Here is a 16,376-nt window from a genome sequence, read left to right on the forward strand (position 1 = left end):
GGGGTGCGTGGAGCGGGCCGCCTACTTCAGGCCCAGGGCCTTCATCGTCTTCAGGCCGGCGGTGAACAGCGCGGCGAACCTCTCGTCGTCCATGCCCAGCGACGGCCCGATCGGCAGCACCGTCTGGGTGGCGATGGTCTGCGCCTCGGTGTAGCGCAGGATGCCCTCCGCACCGTGCCGGCGGCCGAGGCCGGACTCGCCCATGCCGCCCATCGGGGAGGACACCGAGCCGTACGCCGCGGCGTAGGCCTCGTTGACGTTGACCGTGCCGGTGTGCAGGCGGGCGGCGACCGCCCGGCCGCGCCGCAGGTCCTTGGTCCAGACGCTGGAGTTGAGGCCGTACGGGGTGGCGTTGGCGGCCTCGACGGCCTCGTCCTCGCTGTCGAAGCGGTAGATCGAGACGACCGGGCCGAAGGTCTCCTCGGCGCAGACGGCCATCGCGTCGGTGACGCCGTCCAGGATGGTCGGCTCGTGGAAGAGCGGGCCGAGGTCCGGGCGGGCCCGGCCGCCGGCGACCACCGTGGCGCCGGCCTTGACCGCCTCCTCGATGTGCCGGGTGACGGTCTCCAGCTGGCGGTCGGACACCAGCGAGCCCATGTCCGCCCCGTACGCCAGCGCCCCGCCGAGCCGCAGCGCGGAGGTGCGCTCGGCGAACCGGGCCAGGAAGCGGTCCGCGATCGAGCGGTGCACGAAGAGCCGCTCGATCGAGATGCAGAGCTGCCCGGCGGAGGAGAAGCAGGCCCGGACAGCGCCCTCGGCGGCCTTCTCGACGTCCGCGTCGGCCAGCACCAGCATGGCGTTCTTGCCGCCGAGCTCCAGCGAGGCGCCGACCAGGCGGCCGGCGGCCTGCTGGGCGACCTGCCGTCCGGTGCGGGTGGAGCCGGTGAAGGAGACGTAGTCGGCGTGCTCCACGACGGCGGGGCCGATCACCGGGCCGTCGCCGATCACGATCTGCCAGCAGTCGGCCGGCAGCCCGGCCTCGACCAGCAGTTCGCGGGCCCACAGCGCGGTCAGCGCGGTCTGGGTGTCGGGCTTGTTGACGACCGCGTTGCCGGCCACGAAGGCGGGCAGGGCGTCCCCGACGGAGAGCTCCAGCGGGTAGTTCCACGGCGAGATCTGGCCGATCACGCCCTTGGGCCGGCGCGCCTCCACCGTCCGGGTGAGCACCGGCAGGGCGCCGCCGCGGCGGCGGTCGCGCAGGTACGAGGACGCCTTGCGGCCGTAGTGGCGGGCGGCCATCGCGGCGGCCATCACCTCTTCGAAGGCGTGCAGCCGGGCCTTGCCGGTCTCCGCCTGGATCAGGTCGAGGACCTCGTCCTGGCGGCGCAGCAGCAGGTCGTGGAAGCGCAGCAGGACGGCGGCGCGGCGGCGGACCGGCAGCGCGGCCCAGGCCTTCTGCGCCCGCCGGGCGAGCCGGTACGCCGCCTCGACGTCGGCCGGGGTGGACTGCGGGAGGCTCGCCAGCCGGTCCCCGGTGAGCGGGGCGGTGGTGTGCACCCGCTCCGGTTCCCCGGCCGCGGTGATGCCCCTGGCGAGCCGGGCGACCACGGCCGGCGTGACCGCCGAGGCGACCGTGCGGGCGCCGCCCGGGGCGGCGGGGTTGCGCCCGGTCCCGGTGCGGGAGCCGGCCTGTCCGTCTGCCGTGATGTCCGTCATGAGCGCAGCCTAGGCCCTGGCGGGCCAGTTCGGTACCCGCCAGTAACAGGAAACTGTCTGCGACAGAGGCTTGACGTCCCGAGGGGCCGCGCGACCCTCAGCGGAGCACCGTGAAGTGGTTCAGCACGGTGGTGAAGCGCTTCTGGGAGTCGGTGCGGTCCTTGTCCGGCCCGGCCGACAGGATGTCGTACGACGTGCCGTTCTCGTCCCGGAACTCGGCCTCCTTCAGGTGCCGCCGGGTGCCCGAGTTGTCCGCCGTGGTGTAGCTGAACTCCCAGACCGCGCCCTGGTACCCGTTCACCTTGATGTCCGCGAGCTGTTCCCGCTTGTAGCCCTGCCGGTTCTTGGTGACGCTCTGCTCCATCTCCTGCAGGTGCTCGTTCGGGCTCAGGGCCTGGCCGACGGTCACCGCGAACTGGAGGTAGTGCACCTTGTTGTCGGGGCTGTAGTAGATCTCGCTGTTCTCGGTGGTGCGCACCCACGTCCCGGTCGTGGGCAGCAGGAACCGGAAGCCCGCCGGGTCGTCCACCCACTGGTAACCGTCCGGTGCCGGGTCCGGCACGGCCAGACCGGTCGGTCTGACCACGGGCGCGGACGGCGACGTCCCGCCCAGCCGCTCCCGCGCCACGTACGCGCCACCACCCACCAGGGCGGCCACCACCAGCCCGATCAGGGTCAGCCGCAGGGCCCGGCGCCGCGGCCGCGGCACGGCCGGGACGGGCGCGGTCGCGACCTCCGGCGTCGACACCGGCGTCGGCGTCGGCCCGGCCTCGGACCGGACGGGGGTCGGCTCCTGCTCGGCGGCCTCGACCCGGTCCACCACCGGGACGTGGCTGGTGGGCATCTGCTCGGGCACCCGCGGCTTCATGCCCACGGTGTGCCCGGCGACCACCTCCCGCAGCATCCGCATCGCCTCGTCCGCGCCCGGCCGCCCGGCCGGGTCCTTGGCCATCAGCGCGGCCAGCACCGGACCGAGCGCACCGGCCCTGGCCGTCTCCGGCAGCGGCTCCTCGACCACCGCGGTCAGCGTGCTCAGCGGGCTGTCCCGGCGGAACGGCGAGGTGCCCTCGACCGCCGCCCAGAGCGTCGCGCCCAGCGCCCACAGGTCCGAGGCCGGGCCCGGGCGCTCGCCCTGCGCCCGCTCGGGCGCCAGGTAGTCGGGGGAACCCACCAGGTCGCCGGGGCGGGTGAGCTCCACGGCCCCGGCGCCCTCGAACTTGGCGATGCCGAAGTCCAGCAGCACGACCCGCCCGCTGGTGTGCTCCAGCAGCACGTTGGCCGGCTTGACGTCCCGGTGCAGCACCCCGAGCTGATGGCCGCGGTGCAGCGCCGCCAGCACCTGAAGGCCCACCTCGGCGGCCTCCTGCGGCCGCAGGAGACCGTCCTGCGAGATCACGTCGGCCAGCGAGCGGCCGTCGACCAGCTCCATCACGATCCACGGCCGGCCGTCCTGCTCCAGCACGTCGTGGATGGTGATCACGCCGGGGTGCTTGATCCGCGCGGCGGCCCGCGCCTCCCGCTTCATCCGGGTCTGCAGGATCTCCAGATCCTCCTCGGACAGGTGGCTGACGGTCAGCTCCTTGACCGCGACGTCACGGTCGAGCATCTCGTCCCGGGCCCGCCAGACGGTGCCCATCCCGCCCCGGCCCAGGCGCTCCCCCAGCGCGTACCGACCGGCCAGCAGTCGGCCCGTCCCCACCCCTGCCGCCTGATCCTGTCCACCCATGGCGACCGTTCCCCCTCATCAGTCCACCGTCACCCTGACGGAGGTTTCGGTGCACCTCAGACTCACCGTCCGGACATCTTCCGGCCCAAGCCTAGGCGTACCGGGCCGGGGCCGGAATCCCAGGCCCGGCCGACCGCCGGATCCGGGTCCGCCGACCGCTCAGCCGGACACCAGCACCACCGCGGCCAGCGCCGCCAGCAGCGCCACCAGCACCCCGCCCACCAGCAGCGGGCCGAGCAGCGCCGGCGGCACCAGGGGGGCGCGGTGACGGTGGGTCAGCTCCGCGGACGGCCGCGCGCCGGCCGTCCGCCCCTCCCCCCGGCCCACGGCCCGGCCCGCCCGGCCCCGGTACGGGACCACCGGGCCGTCCGGGCGGCGGACCGGCAGCAGCGGCGGCACGGCCGGCTCCGGGCCGAACGGCTCCGGCGCCCCGACCAGCAGCTCGCGCAGCTCCCGCTGGACCTGCACGGCGTCCGGCCGGCCCGCCGGGTCGACCGCCAGCAGCCGCTCCACCAGGGAACGCAGTGGGCCGCAGCCGTCCGCCGGGTGCGTCCGGCCGTCCCGCACCGCCGCCAGCAGGGTCGGCAGGTCGTCCTCCGGGTACGGCCCGTACCCGGTCAGCAGCCGGTACAGCAGCACCCCGAGCGCCCAACAGTCCGCCTCGGGGCCCGCGTCGGGCGGCCAGCGCTCGGCCCGCGGTCCGAGCAGCACCGCGCGGGCCTCGTACACCCGGCGCGGCACCGGGCCGCCGAGCGCCGAGCACAGCGTCTCCTCGGCCACCCCGAGCAGCAGGCCGCCGAGCAGCGCGGCACCGTCCTCGCAGACCAGGACGGAGTCGGCGGTGACGTTGCCGTGCGGCAGACCCGCCTCGTGCAGCGCCCGCAGGGCGCCCGCCAGGTCCGCGCCGAGCTCCGCCACCCGGTACGGGGGTACCGGCCCCTGTCCCGCGAGTTCGGACAGCCGGGCACCCGGCAGCCGCTCCTCGGCCACCCAGAGGGTGTCCCCTTCGGCCACCACGTCGACGCCGACCAGCAGGCGGGGGTGGCGCGGCGCCGCGGCCACCTCCTCGGCCACCCGCAGTGCTATGCGCGGCCCGTACTCCGGGTCCGGCTCGGCCATCGGCTGACCGGGGATCAGCAGCTCCGGCAGCTCCAGCGCGTGCAGCAGCACCTGGCCCCCGGTCCGCAGGTCCTGCGCGGCCACACCGATCTCCGGACGGTCCGTCACCCGGTACCGCCCGGCCACCATCTGCCCCGGTGCCGCTCGCATGCATGTTCCTCTGACAGGGGTTCGGGCTGCTCGTACCGGCCAGAGTACGTGGCCCGCCGCGGGTAGGGTCGGCCCATGGACTGGACGGATCTGATCGAGGCGGGCTTCGACCTCCTGGGCAACGGCAGCAACGACGCCAGGGCGGCGGCGGTGCGCAGCGTGGAGGCCGCCGTGGAGGCCGGCGAGCAACCGGTCGCGGCGACGGCGGGGCGCCACCCCGACCACTTCCGCAAGGGCGTCCTGGTCCTCACGACGCACCGGCTGCTCTTCCTGAAGGACGGCAAGCCGCCACTGCCGGTTGCGCTGACCGCGGTCACCGACGTGACGGTGACCAGGTCCCGGCTCAACGGCGAGATCCTGCGGGTGGTGGCGCTCACCGGCGCACACCGCTTCGAGGAGGTCGCCAAGGCGGAGGTGTTCGCGGAGCAGGTCCGCCGGGCCTCGGCCGACGCCCGCAGCGCCGCGGCCGCCCCCGCCCTCCCCGCGGTCGCGGCCGCCTCCGGGGCCGAACTGCTCGACCAACTGGAGCGCCTGGCCGCCCTGCACGCCGGTGGCGCGCTGACCGCGGAGGAGTTCAGCCGCGCCAAGCAGCGCCTGATCGGCTGAGCCGCCGCCCGCGGTCAGGGCGCCACCGGAGCGGCGGCGTCGGGACGGCGCCGGAGCGCAGTGTCAGGGCGCCGGCTGGAAGGTGTCGTACGAGACCTGACGGGCGGTGGTGGCCTGCTGCCCGCTCCAGTCCGACTCCGGCATCGTCCAGTAGATCGCGTAGCCGTACTTGCCGGTGACGAAACCGCGGTTGACCGCGTGCATGGCCGTGCCGGAGCGGGTGAACGTCCACTCCCAGTCGGCGGAGTTGGTCCAGCCGCGGAACGGTGCGGCGGTGATCCCGACCCGCTGGTAGTTGTCGAACCGGGCCGAGTGCTCCTGCTCCTGCCAGTCCTTCAGCGCGTTGGCCCCGGGGGTGGTGGTCCACTCCACGACCAGGGTGGAGCCGTTGCCCTTGAAGGTCCGGCGGGTGGACGAGGAGGAGTCGAGCTTCAGCCAATCCGGCAGCGCGATCGAGAAGCCGTCCTGGTAGAGGGTGTAGCCCGCCGGCACCGCGGCTCCCTGGGAGACGGGCGGCACGGCCGGGGCCGCCGAGCTCGGCGAGGTGCCGCCGCCGCTCGTCGCTCCGGCCGGCGCGGTGCCACCCGCGCCTCCGGCGCCTCCGGTGCCTCCGGAGGGCGACGGGGCGGGGGTCGCCGGGGTCGCGGCCGGCGAGACCGCCTGGCCGCCCGCCGCGCCCGTCCCGGCCGTGCCGCCCGAGCCGGCCGTCTGGTCGGGTGCGGTGGAGCCGGGGGCCGGGCCGACCTGCGCGGGCGCGTCGGCCGTGCTCCGCCCGCCGCCGCCGTGCAGCGCCAGAGCGATCACGGCTATCAGCGCCAGTACGAACACGACCGCGCCGACTGCCAGTCCCAGCCGGCGGCGGTCCCGGGCGGGGGCGACGGCCGGCAGCACCTCGGTGGCCGGGGCCGGGGCGACGGGCACGGTCAGCGGCGGCGCCGGGATCGGCGCGGGCTCACCGGCGCGGCTGCCGACCCGGACCGTCCCGATCAGGCCCATCGCCGCTGCGGGCTCGGCCTTCGCCGCGGGCGCCGGCGCGGGCCGCTTCACCGCCGACCCGGCGGCGGCGCCGGCGGCGCCCTTCGCGGCCGCCCCGGACGCCGGCTTCGACCCGGTGCCCGGCTCGGGCTTCGGGTCCGCCGCGGCCACCGGCACCGGCTTCGGCTTCGCGGCGCCCGCCCCGGACTTCGCACCCGACTTCGCGTCGGCCTTCGCGTCGGCGGCCTTCGCGCCGGGCTTCGCGTCGGCCTTCGCGTCGGCGGCCTTCGCGCCGGGCTTCGCGTCGGCCTTCGCCCCGGCCTTGTCCTCGGTCTTCCCCGCCGGTACCTCGTCGGCGGCCTTCACCGGCACGGCCTGCTGGGTGGTGGCCTCGGCCCGGGTCACGCCCGCCGCGACGATCCGCCTGAGCATCGACCGGGTCTCCGAGGCGTCCAGCCGCAGCGCCGGGTCCTTCTCCAGCAGCCCCTCGATCACCGGCCAGAGCGGCCCGGCCTTCTCGGAGGCGGGCAGGTCCTCGGTCATCACGGCGGTGAGGGTGGCCAGCGCCGACCCCCGGTCGTACGGCGGCTTGCCCTCGACCATCGCGTACAGCGTGCCGCCCAACGACCACAGGTCGGCCGGCGGGCCGGGCTTGTGACCCTTGGCGCGCTCGGGCGAGATGTACGAGGGAGCGCCGACCAGCATGCCGGTGGAGGTGATCGAGGTGTCGCCCTCGACGCTGGCGATGCCGAAGTCGGTGAGCACCACCCGGCCGTCCTCGCCGATCAGCACGTTGGACGGCTTGACGTCCCGGTGCAGGATGCCGTGGCTGTGCGCGGCGCCGAGCACCCCGAGCAGTTCGAGCGCGATCTCGGCGGCGCGGACCGGGGTGACCGGCCCGTCGTCCTTGATCACCTCGGCCAGCGAGCGGGACTCGACCAGCTCCATGACGATCCAGGGCCGCTCGTCCTCCTCGACCACGTCGAAGACGGTGACGGCGGCGGTGTGCCGGATCCGGGCGGTCGCCTTGGCCTCGCGCAGGGTACGGACGATCAGGCGGTGCTTCTCGTCCTCGTCCACCCCGCCGTGCATGCGCAGTTCCTTGACCGCGACGATCCGGCCGAGCATCTCGTCCTCGGCCCGCCAGACGGTACCCATGCCGCCGCTGCCGAGCACGGCCTTGAGCCGGTAGCGCCCGGCCAGCAGTCGGCCCGTGGACTCCTGCGCCTGAGTCATCGGTGCGCTCCCCCAAGTGTTGCTGGCCCGCGTGCTGCTGGCGGTCGAAGTGACGGCGCATCGGCCGGCGCGGGTACTACCCGGGGACATCACCCGCGCACCCGGCGCCCGGCTCCGAGACGCCAAGTCTCCATCATCTCCTGTTCCTTCGGTCCCCGACCACCCGCCCCGGGGTTGAGGACGAAGATCCGTACCGGAACCGGGCATTCCGTACCCGACCCGTGACCGGAAACAGCCGTCGCGGCCCGGAGCCGCGCACAGACTCTCCCCGAGGAGCGCACCATGACCACACCTGACGGCCCGTGGAACGCGGCCGGGCCCCCGCCGCACGGCGGGGGCCCGGCCCGGAACGACGACCCGTCAGCGGTGGTGCACACCCGGGTTGACGGTGACCTCGACGCGCTGGAACTCCTTGAGCTCCGAGTAGCCCGTGGTGGCCATGGCCCGGCGCAGCGCGCCGAACAGGTTCATGGTGCCGTCCGGGGTGTGCGACGGACCGGTGAGGATCTCCTCGGTGGTGCCCACCGTGCCGAGGTCGACCACCTTGCCGCGCGGCAGCTCCTCGTGCACGGCCTCCATGCCCCAGTGGTAGCCCTTGCCGGGCGCGTCGGTGGCCCGGGCCAGCGCGGCACCGATCATCACCGCGTCCGCGCCGCAGGCGACGGCCTTGGCCAGGTCGCCGCTGTAGCCGACACCGCCGTCCGCGATCACGTGCACGTACCGGCCGCCCGACTCGTCCATGTAGTCGCGGCGGGCCGCGGCCACGTCGGCGACGGCGGTCGCCATCGGCACCTGGATGCCGAGCACGTTGCGGGTGGTGTGGGCGGCGCCGCCGCCGAAGCCGACCAGCACGCCGGCCGCGCCGCTGCGCATCAGGTGCAGGGCGGCGGTGTACGTGGCGCAGCCGCCGACGATCACCGGGACGTCCAGCTCGTAGATGAACTGCTTGAGGTTGAGCGGCTCGGCCGCGCCGGAGACGTGCTCGGCGGAGACCGTGGTGCCGCGGATCACGAAGACGTCCACGCCCGCGTCGACGACGGCCTTGGAGAACTCGGCGGTGCGCTGCGGGGAGAGCGCGGCGGCGGTCACGACGCCGGAGTCGCGGACCTCCTTGATCCGCTGCCCGATCAGCTCGGCCCTGATCGGCGCGGCGTAGATCTCCTGGAGGCGCCGGGTGGCGGCGGCCTCGTCGGTGATGGTGGCGATCTCGTCCAGCAGCGGCTGCGGGTCCTCGTACCGGGTCCACAGGCCTTCGAGGTTCAGCACCCCGAGGCCGCCGAGCTGGCCGATGGCGATCGCCTGCGCGGGCGAGACCACGCTGTCCATCGGGGCCGCCAGGAAGGGCAGCTCGAAGCGGTAGGCGTCGATCTGCCAGGCGATCGAGACCTCCTTCGGGTCACGAGTACGGCGGCTGGGGACGACGGCGATGTCGTCGAAGGCGTACGCCCGGCGGCCGCGCTTGCCACGCCCGATCTCGATCTCAGTCACTTCGAGCCCTTCTGCTGCTTGCATCTGCCTGCCGGGTCACCCCGGCCGCCCCCCAGTATCCCGTACCGGCCCGCCCCCGCGCGGCACCCGGCCGAGGGACGGACGGGCGGCCCGCCCATCCCACCGGGACGAGCCGTGTCCCGGACCGGGTCCCGCCGGTGACGACCCGGACCGCGGGAGCGGTGGTGGAGATCAACGGCCGGGCGTACGGCGAAGGGCCCGCCACCGCGCGCGAGCGGTGACGGGCCCTGGAGCCGCGGGTCAGCGGCTGGTGTAGTTCGGGGCCTCGACGGTCATCTGGATGTCGTGCGGGTGGCTCTCCTTGAGGCCCGCCGAGGTGATCCGGACGAACCGGCCCTTGCTCTCCATCTCGGCGACGGACGCGGCGCCGACGTAGCCCATGGTCTGGCGCAGACCGCCGACCAGCTGGTGCAGCACGGCGGACAGCGGGCCCCGGTAGGGCACCTGGCCCTCGATGCCCTCGGGGACGAGCTTGTCGTCCGAGGCGACCTCGGCCTGGAAGTAGCGGTCCTTGGAGTACGAGCGGCCCTGGCCGCGCGACTGCATGGCGCCCAGCGAGCCCATGCCGCGGTAGGACTTGAACTGCTTGCCGTTGATGAACATCAGCTCGCCCGGGGACTCCTCGCAGCCCGCCAGCAGCGAACCGAGCATCACGGTGTCGGCACCGGCGGCGAGCGCCTTGCCGATGTCACCGGAGTACTGCAGGCCGCCGTCGCCGATCACCGGCACGCCGGCCGCCCGGCAGGCGACCGCGGCCTCGTAGATCGCGGTGACCTGCGGGACGCCGATCCCGGCGACCACGCGGGTGGTGCAGATCGAGCCGGGGCCGACGCCGACCTTGACGCCGTCCACGCCGGCGTCGATCAGCGCCTGCGCGCCGTCACGGGTGGCCACGTTGCCGCCGACCACGTCGACCGCGACGGCGGACTTGATCTTCTCGATCCAGGCCAGCGCGTTGTGGCTGTGGCCGTGCGAGGTGTCCACGACCAGGAAGTCGACGCCCGCGCCGACCAGCGCCTGGGCGCGGTCGAAGGCCTCGGCGCTGGCGCCGACGGCCGCACCGACCAGCAGCCGGCCCTCGGCGTCCTTGGCCGCGTTCGGGTACTTCTCCGCCTTGACGAAGTCCTTGACCGTGATCAGGCCCTTGATCCGGCCCTCGTCGTCGACCAGCGGCAGCTTCTCGATCTTGTGGCGGCGGAGCAGCGCCATGGCGTCCTCGCCGGAGATGCCCACCTTGCCGGTGATCAGCGGCATCGGCGTCATGATCTCGCGGACCTTGCGGTGCCGGTCCGACTCGAAGGCCATGTCCCGGTTGGTGACGATGCCCAGGAGCTTGCCGTCCGGGTCGGCGATCGGCACGCCGCTGATCCGGAACTTCGCGCACAGCGCGTCGGCCTCGGCCAGCGTGGTCTCCGGGCCGACCGTGATCGGGTCGGTCACCATGCCGGACTCGGAGCGCTTGACCAGGTCGACCTGGTTGACCTGGTCCTCGACCGAGAGGTTGCGGTGCAGCACGCCGACGCCGCCCTGGCGGGCCATCGCGATGGCCATCCGCGACTCGGTGACCTTGTCCATCGCGGCCGACAGCAGCGGGATGTTCACCCGGACGTTGCGGGACACCCGAGAGGAGGTGTCGACCTGGTTGGGCAGCACCTCGGAGGCCCCGGGCAGCAGCAGGACGTCGTCGTACGTGAGCCCGAGCATCGCGAACTTCTCGGGTACGCCTGCGGCGTTGTAAGACATCTGAAGGGACCTTCCGTGGCTTGGCCGTCGATCTCTGGCACGGCCGGCATGGGGTTCACCGGGCCGCGTAGCTCTCTCAGCCGGGAGGACGGCCGCGGTACAGCCTCGTCCCACCCGCGCGCACCGGCACAGGGCTTGGCCACCAAGACGCCGGGCGACTGGAGGAACCTCCGACGGAACCCCGCACGCGCCCACGGAACTTTGGCAACCTGACCAGGTGCCGATACCCCATGGTACTGGTGTCGCGGAGTATCGACTCGCGCCCCCTTGACAACACCGATCTCAGGAGGACTCTTCCGCGAGCGCCCGGAGCCGGCTGAGCGCCCGGTGCTGGGCGACCCGGACGGCGCCCGGCGACATCCCCAGCACCTCGCCGGTCTCCTCCGCGGAGAGTCCGGCGGCCACCCGGAGCAGCACCAGCTCGCGCTGGCGGGCCGGCAGGTTGGAGAGCAGCTCGCGGATCCAGGCCGCGTCGCTGCTGAGCAGCGCCCGCTCCTCCGGGCCGAGCGACTCGTCCGGCGTCTCGGGCAGGTCGTCCTGCGGGATGACGGTGGAGCCGGGACCGCGCATCGCCGCCCGCTGCAGATCGGCGATCTTGTGCGCGGCGATGCCGTACACGAACGCCTCGAACGGGCGGCCGGTGTCGCGGTAGCGCGGCAGTGCGCAGAGCACCGCCACGCAGACCTCCTGCACCACGTCGTCCACGTGGTGCCGCGCCCCGCCTGGGAGCCGGACCAGCCGTCCCCGGCAGTAGCGCAGGGCGAGCGGGTGGACGTAGGCGAGCAGGGCGTCGATCGCCGGGCCCTCGCCGCGGACGGCCGCCGCGACCAGCGAGGCGACCAGCGGGGAGGTGCCGCCGCCCAGCACGGGCGGCCTGACCTCGGGCGTTTCCGCGTACGACTGGTCCACGCCCTGGCCGTCGGGGACGGCCTCGTCGGCCTGGGCCGGCTCGGGCTGAGCCTCGCCCGAAGCGCTGGCCTCGTCGTCACGCATCGGTCCATGGTGCCTGGTCGACGCGGAAAACGCGGCACCGCGTCCGGACTTGTGCATCGGAACGTTATGCGTCGCCACTGTGCGCACGTGCCGCCTCCCGCCCCACGGGCTGCCGCCTGCTGCGGCAACTCCTGTCTCCGCAGCACCCGTCCGCTGGTCCCCGAGGTGCTCCACATCTCCATGGTGCAGCCTCGGGACGACAACGTCACACGCCCGTGCGGTCACCGTGTCGGATACCCAGCCGGAGCGGGGCTCAGCGGACCAGACCCCAACGGAAGCCGAGCGCCACCGCGTGGGCGCGGTCCGAGGCACCGAGCTTCTTGAAGAGCCGGCGCGCGTGGGTCTTCACGGTGTCCTCGGAGAGGAACAGCTCCCGGCCGATCTCGGCGTTGCTGCGGCCGTGGCTCATCCCCTCCAGCACCTGGATCTCACGCGCCGTCAGGGTCGGGGCCGCCCCCATGTCGGGGCTGCGCAGCCGCCTGGGGGCGAGCCGCCAGGTCGGGTCGGCGAGCGCCTGGGTGACGGTGGCCCGCAGCTCGGCGCGCGAGGCGTCCTTGTGCAGGTAGCCGCGGGCCCCGGCGGCCACCGCGAGGGCGACGCCGTCCAGGTCCTCCGCGACGGTGAGCATGATGATGCGGGCGCCCGGATCGGCGGACAGCAGCCGCCGCACCGTCTCCACCCCGCCGAGGCCGGGCATCCGGACGTCCATCAGGACGAGGTCGGAACGGTCGGCCACCCAGCGGCGGAGGACCTCCTCACCGTTCGTCGCAGTGGTCACCCGGTCGACACCGGGCACGGTCGCGACCGCCCGGCGAAGCGCCTCCCGGGCGAGCGGGGAATCGTCGCAGACGAGTACGGATGTCATGACCGTCCTCCGCAGCAGATCCGCGTCACGTTGAGCCTCCTGGCTGGTACGAACACTCTCCGACACGGCCGATTGGCGACGGACCTCGTACGGATCGCCGGTGTCCCCGCGATCGTTCCCGACGTCCAGCGCCCGCTAACCGCCTCCGCACATCCAACGACCGTCACTCGAATGAGTTACGGCCTTCAGAGCCATCTCCACCACTGTACGTGGCCGGACCGTTACCGATCACCCACCTCGCGGTGCACACGCCGCACTTTTGTGCTGGCCGTGCGCGGTGCGCGCGCCACGCGCGCCACGGAGCGGACTGCGGCGCACCCGGGGCCACCCGGTTGCCAGACCGCGACCACTCAAACGTCCTGCCCCTTTTGCCCGTTTTTATAGCTTATCTACGGTCATTGACTGTTGTGCCGGACTGTGGATGACTTGTTCCAGAAGGAGCCGTAAGTCATATTTCCAGGTGTCCGTACCGGTCCATCGCCGCCTCGCCGAACCGACGGGTCCGAGTCCTTGAAGGGAATGAGCCATGGCAGATTTCTCCCGCCTCCCCGGCCCCAACGCAGACCTCTGGGACTGGCAGCTCTCCGCCGCCTGCCGCGGCGTCGACAGCTCGCTCTTCTTCCACCCCGAGGGCGAGCGCGGGGCGGCCCGCAGCTCGCGCGAGGCCAGTGCCAAGGAGGTCTGCATGCGCTGCCCGGTACGGGCGCAGTGCGCGGCCCACGCCCTCGCCGTGCGCGAGCCCTACGGGGTCTGGGGCGGCCTCACCGAGGACGAACGCGAGGAGCTGCTCGGGCGCGCCCGGCACCGCCTGGCGGAGGTTCAGCTGACCAGGCCGGCCGGACTGCGGCACTGACGCCGCACCGATAGCAGGGGAAACGTTTCTTCAGAAGCTTCCGAACGAAGCCCGTTGGACCCGCCGGAGTGCCACGACACCCGCGGGGTCGCCCGCCCTCAGCGTGCGGCGGCCACGGCCGTGAGCCGGTCCAGCATCAGCGCCACCGCCGGCACCTCGGCCAGGTCCGGCAGGGTCAGCGCAACCACCTGGCGCACCGCCGGACCGCCGGAGGCGGCCCGTACCGGCACCGTCGCCACGCCCGCGTGGCGCACCGGGTCCAGTGCCAGCCCCGGCAGGACCGCCACCCCGAGACCGGCCGCGACCAGGCCGACCACCGCGGGGTAGTCGTCGGTGGCGAAGTCGATCCGCGGCTCGAAGCCGGCCGCCTCGCACAGCTCCACCAGGTGCCCCCGGCACTGCGGGCAGCCGGCGATCCACTGCTCCCCGGACAGCTCCGCCAGGTCCACCGGGCGCCCGGCGGCGGCGAGCGGGTGCGCGGCGGGCACCACGCCCACCAGCGGGTCGTCCAGCAGTGGGCGGACCACCAGGTCGGACCAGTCGGTGGCCGCCGCGGAGGCCGCGGCCTCCAGGGTCGCCTCGGCACGCGCCTCACGGGCGGTGGCGTGCGGGGAGGCCTGCGGCGCGCCGCCCTGCGAGTGCGGGTAGCGGAAGGCCAGCGCCACCTCGCACTCCCCGGCGCGCAGCATCGCCAGCGACTCCGGCGGCTCCGCCTCCACCAGCGACACGCGGACCCCCGGATGGGCCGCACGCAACCGGGCGACCGAGGGCGGCACCAGGGTGGAACTCGCGGTCGGGAACGACACCAACCGCACCCGTCCGGCCCTCAGCCCGGCGATCGCCGCGACCTCGTCCTCGGCGGCAGACAGCCCGGCGAGGATCCCGGTGGCGTGCTTCACCAGCACCCGGCCGGCCTCGCTCAGCTGCATCCCGCGGCCCGATCGCACCACCAGCGGGGTGGCCACCGCCTTCTCCAGGGCCTTCATCTGCTGGCTCACGGCGGGCTGGGTGCAGCCCAGCTCGCGCGCGGCGGCGGAGAACGAACCGGTCCGGGCGACGGCGCGCAGGACACGGAGGTGGCGGGCCTCGATCATGCCTCAGTTATAAGGCAGGCTTTGCGCTTCACAAAATTCTACTGATGGCAATGCCGTACCGGCCCGATCGGGAACCCCACCGGCCCCGGACACGCCGGAGGCCCGGCCGCGCCACAGGGCGCCGCCGGGCCTCCGAGACTACCGACCGGGGTCAGTGGGCGTGGCCGTGGCCACCGTGGGAGTGACCGTGACCGGCCTCCTCCTCTTCCTTCTTCTCCACCACGAGGGTCTCGGTGGTGAGCAGCAGGGAGGCGATGGAGGCGGCGTTCTCCAGGGCGGAGCGGGTGACCTTGACCGGGTCGATGACGCCGGCCTTCACCAGGTCGCCGTACTCGCCGGTGGCGGCGTTGTAGCCGTGGCCGGCCTCCAGGTCGGCGACCTTGGAGGTGATGACGTAGCCCTCCAGGCCGGCGTTCTGGGCGATCCAGCGCAGCGGCTCGGCCAGCGCCTTGCGGACGACGGCGACACCGGTGGCCTCGTCGCCGGACAGGCCGAGGCCGCCCTCCAGGACCTTGGCGGCGTGCACCAGGGAGGCGCCACCGCCGGCGACGATGCCCTCCTCGACGGCCGCGCGGGTCGCCGAGATGGCGTCCTCCAGACGGTGCTTGCGCTCCTTGAGCTCCACCTCGGTGGCGGCGCCGACCTTGATGACGCAGACGCCGCCGGCCAGCTTGGCCAGGCGCTCCTGCAGCTTCTCGCGGTCCCAGTCGGAGTCGCTGGCGGCGATCTCGGCCTTGATCTGGCCGACCCGGCCGGTCACGGCGTCGTGGTCGCCGGCGCCGTCGACCAGGATCGTCTCGTCCTTGGTGACGGTCACACGGCGGGCGGTGCCCAGCACGTCCAGGCCGACCTGGTCGAGCTTGAGGCCGACCTCCTCGGAGATGACGGTGCCGCCGGTGAGGACGGCGATGTCGCCGAGGATCGCCTTGCGGCGGTCACCGAAGCCGGGGGCCTTCACGGCGACGGCGTTGAAGGTGCCACGGATCTTGTTGACCACCAGGGTGGACAGCGCCTCGCCGTCGACGTCCTCGGCGATGATCAGCAGCGGCTTGGAGGTGCCACCCTGAAGGATCTTCTCCAGCAGCGGGAGGAGCTCCTGGATGGAGGAGATCTTGCCCTGGTTGATCAGGATGTACGGGTCCTCGAGGATCGCCTCCTGACGCTCGGCGTCGGTGACGAAGTACGGGGACAGGTAGCCCTTGTCGAACTGCATGCCCTCGGTGAACTCGAGCTCGACACCGAAGGTGTTGGACTCCTCGACGGTGATGACACCGTCCTTGCCGACCTTGTCGATCGCCTCGGCGATGAGCTCGCCGACCTGGGTGTCCTGGGCCGAGAGGCCGGCGACGGCGGCGATGTCGTCCTTGCCCTCGACCTCGCGGGCGACGGACAGCAGGTGCTCGGAGACGGCGGCGACGGCCTTGTCGATGCCCTTCTTCAGGGCGGCCGGGCCGGCGCCCGCGGCGACGTTGCGCAGACCCTCGTTGACCAGGGCCTGGGCCAGCACGGTGGCGGTGGTGGTGCCGTCACCCGCGACGTCGTTGGTCTTGGTGGCGACCTCCTTGACCAGCTGCGCGCCGAGGTTCTCGTACGGGTCGTCGAGCTCGACCTCACGCGCGATGGTCACACCGTCGTTGGTGATGGTGGGGGCGCCGAACTTCTTGTCGATGACGACGTTGCGGCCCTTGGGGCCGATGGTCACCTTGACCGTGTCGGCCAGCTTGTTCACACCGCGCTCCAGCGAGCGGCGGGCGTCCTCGTCGAACTGCAGGGTCTTCGCCATGATCCCGATTCCTCAGAAAGTGCCTGGTTTACGTGAGCCAACAACCACGCCCCGGGCCCCTGTCACTG

12 protein-coding genes are annotated in these 16,376 nt (G+C 73.5%); 2 read left to right on the forward strand and 10 right to left on the reverse strand.

Going from position 1 to position 16,376, the window contains the following annotated elements; genetic code table 11:
- Positions 1–21 precede the first annotated feature (21 nt).
- From ACIOFR_RS06565 to ACIOFR_RS06575, 3 genes are all read right to left on the reverse strand, one after another.
- On the reverse strand, positions 22–1,656 hold the full coding sequence (locus tag ACIOFR_RS06565; protein ID WP_400992975.1) for a succinic semialdehyde dehydrogenase: 1,635 nt from the start codon (positions 1,654–1,656) through the stop codon (positions 22–24).
- 97 nt (positions 1,657–1,753) lie between these two features.
- Positions 1,754–3,382, reverse strand: a complete 1,629-nt coding sequence (locus ACIOFR_RS06570; protein WP_400992977.1) for a protein kinase — start codon at positions 3,380–3,382, stop codon at positions 1,754–1,756.
- 159 nt (positions 3,383–3,541) lie between these two features.
- Positions 3,542–4,651, reverse strand: coding sequence for a protein kinase (locus ACIOFR_RS06575; protein WP_400992979.1), 1,110 nt, complete (start codon positions 4,649–4,651; stop codon positions 3,542–3,544).
- A 75-nt stretch (positions 4,652–4,726) separates the two neighbouring features.
- Here ACIOFR_RS06575 and ACIOFR_RS06580 point away from each other — a divergent pair, with 75 nt between their 5' ends.
- Positions 4,727–5,257: an SHOCT domain-containing protein gene (locus ACIOFR_RS06580; RefSeq protein ID WP_400992980.1), complete on the forward strand. Its 531-nt coding sequence runs from the start codon at positions 4,727–4,729 to the stop codon at positions 5,255–5,257.
- Positions 5,258–5,320: 63 nt separating this feature from the next.
- On the opposite strand, the gene ACIOFR_RS06585 is transcribed toward ACIOFR_RS06580, so the two are convergent.
- From ACIOFR_RS06585 to ACIOFR_RS06605, 5 genes are all read right to left on the reverse strand, one after another.
- Entirely contained in the window at positions 5,321–7,468 is a 2,148-nt protein-coding gene (locus ACIOFR_RS06585) for a serine/threonine-protein kinase (RefSeq protein WP_400992981.1), read from the reverse strand.
- Between the two features lie 360 nt (positions 7,469–7,828).
- Positions 7,829–8,956: a GuaB3 family IMP dehydrogenase-related protein gene (locus ACIOFR_RS06590; protein ID WP_400992982.1), complete on the reverse strand. Its 1,128-nt coding sequence runs from the start codon at positions 8,954–8,956 to the stop codon at positions 7,829–7,831.
- Between the two features lie 261 nt (positions 8,957–9,217).
- Positions 9,218–10,720: an IMP dehydrogenase gene (guaB, locus tag ACIOFR_RS06595; RefSeq protein ID WP_400992984.1), complete on the reverse strand. Its 1,503-nt coding sequence runs from the start codon at positions 10,718–10,720 to the stop codon at positions 9,218–9,220.
- 282 nt (positions 10,721–11,002) lie between these two features.
- Positions 11,003–11,713 (reverse strand): RNA polymerase sigma factor ShbA, encoded by a 711-nt coding sequence (gene shbA, locus ACIOFR_RS06600; protein ID WP_400992985.1) that lies wholly within the window; start codon positions 11,711–11,713, stop codon positions 11,003–11,005.
- 253 nt (positions 11,714–11,966) lie between these two features.
- Positions 11,967–12,578 (reverse strand): response regulator transcription factor, encoded by a 612-nt coding sequence (locus ACIOFR_RS06605; protein WP_014136228.1) that lies wholly within the window; start codon positions 12,576–12,578, stop codon positions 11,967–11,969.
- Between the two features lie 526 nt (positions 12,579–13,104).
- On the opposite strand from ACIOFR_RS06605, the gene ACIOFR_RS06610 reads away from it, so the two are divergent.
- Positions 13,105–13,431, forward strand: coding sequence for a WhiB family transcriptional regulator (locus ACIOFR_RS06610; protein WP_033817678.1), 327 nt, complete (start codon positions 13,105–13,107; stop codon positions 13,429–13,431).
- A gap of 98 nt (positions 13,432–13,529) precedes the next feature.
- On the opposite strand, the gene ACIOFR_RS06615 is transcribed toward ACIOFR_RS06610, so the two are convergent.
- Together ACIOFR_RS06615 and groL are read right to left on the reverse strand one after the other, a co-directional pair.
- Positions 13,530–14,525 carry a LysR family transcriptional regulator gene (locus tag ACIOFR_RS06615; protein WP_400992987.1) on the reverse strand — a complete coding sequence of 332 codons (996 nt, stop codon included), beginning with the start codon at positions 14,523–14,525 and terminating at the stop codon, positions 13,530–13,532.
- A 151-nt stretch (positions 14,526–14,676) separates the two neighbouring features.
- Entirely contained in the window at positions 14,677–16,308 is a 1,632-nt protein-coding gene (gene groL / locus ACIOFR_RS06620; RefSeq protein WP_400992988.1) for a chaperonin GroEL, read from the reverse strand.
- Positions 16,309–16,376 lie beyond the last annotated feature (68 nt).

This window comes from Kitasatospora sp. NPDC088346, assembly GCF_044740765.1.
GTDB lineage: Bacteria > Actinomycetota > Actinomycetes > Streptomycetales > Streptomycetaceae > Kitasatospora.

Excerpts from the sequence above, each read along its gene's own strand:
- ACIOFR_RS06565 (WP_400992975.1), bottom strand. The coding sequence starts at position 1,656 with ATGACGGACATCACGGCAGACGGACAGGCCGGCTCCCGCACCGGGACC.
- ACIOFR_RS06570 (WP_400992977.1), bottom strand. The coding sequence starts at position 3,382 with ATGGGTGGACAGGATCAGGCGGCAGGGGTGGGGACGGGCCGACTGCTG.
- ACIOFR_RS06575 (WP_400992979.1), bottom strand. The coding sequence starts at position 4,651 with ATGCGAGCGGCACCGGGGCAGATGGTGGCCGGGCGGTACCGGGTGACG.
- ACIOFR_RS06580 (WP_400992980.1), top strand. The coding sequence starts at position 4,727 with ATGGACTGGACGGATCTGATCGAGGCGGGCTTCGACCTCCTGGGCAAC.
- ACIOFR_RS06585 (WP_400992981.1), bottom strand. The coding sequence starts at position 7,468 with ATGACTCAGGCGCAGGAGTCCACGGGCCGACTGCTGGCCGGGCGCTAC.
- guaB (WP_400992984.1), bottom strand. The coding sequence starts at position 10,720 with ATGTCTTACAACGCCGCAGGCGTACCCGAGAAGTTCGCGATGCTCGGG.
- shbA (WP_400992985.1), bottom strand. The coding sequence starts at position 11,713 with ATGCGTGACGACGAGGCCAGCGCTTCGGGCGAGGCTCAGCCCGAGCCG.
- ACIOFR_RS06605 (WP_014136228.1), bottom strand. The coding sequence starts at position 12,578 with ATGACATCCGTACTCGTCTGCGACGATTCCCCGCTCGCCCGGGAGGCG.
- ACIOFR_RS06610 (WP_033817678.1), top strand. The coding sequence starts at position 13,105 with ATGGCAGATTTCTCCCGCCTCCCCGGCCCCAACGCAGACCTCTGGGAC.
- ACIOFR_RS06615 (WP_400992987.1), bottom strand. The coding sequence starts at position 14,525 with ATGATCGAGGCCCGCCACCTCCGTGTCCTGCGCGCCGTCGCCCGGACC.
- groL (WP_400992988.1), bottom strand. The coding sequence starts at position 16,308 with ATGGCGAAGACCCTGCAGTTCGACGAGGACGCCCGCCGCTCGCTGGAG.